A 532-nucleotide genomic window follows, 5' to 3' on the forward strand; every position below is an offset into this window, starting at 1 on the left:
GAGCAAGAGCGGATGTGTTTGACTACATCGAGCGACGCCACAACCCAAGGATGCGGCGAAGGGCGGCCAAGCAGGATCAGAAGGTTGCAGCTCTTTTACAACCGTCCGTGATATCGGGGTAGAACCCTGGCGTGATCTCCATGCCCAATAGTTTAATCGCTCGGGCCATTAGTGTTAACAGGCCCTAGAGAGTGCCATCGAACTAAGAGACGAACTTATTTCTCATTTTAAGCTTGAACCAAAGCTCACTCGTTCACCATCCACGGGGTTGGGCTTCCACACTCGACGCCAGGTAGCGCCCCCTAGGATCGCAATAGGAATCTCACCAACAGATGTGCAGGAAGATGACTATTTAGTCGCCCCTGAAAAACCCCCAGGCTGCATCCATTGCAAGGCTTAACCTGCGTTTTAGGTGTGCTGGAATTGCCAGTTTTCGTTACTCTACGAACTGGTTTCTGGCAGTTTTCGCCCATGCGTACACGCCGTCCTGCCGCCGAGCAGTTGCCTGCCGATGAGTTGTTTCGTTCGCGTT

The 532-nt window shown here is 52.8% G+C and carries 1 pseudogene; it reads left to right on the top strand.

What is annotated here, in order from left to right:
- Positions 1–122: pseudogene (locus F7R02_RS25815) on the top strand (IS3 family transposase); the annotation flags it as partial.
- Positions 123–532 lie beyond the last annotated feature (410 nt).

The organism is Xanthomonas cissicola, from assembly GCF_008801575.1.
Taxonomy (GTDB): domain Bacteria; phylum Pseudomonadota; class Gammaproteobacteria; order Xanthomonadales; family Xanthomonadaceae; genus Xanthomonas; species Xanthomonas cissicola.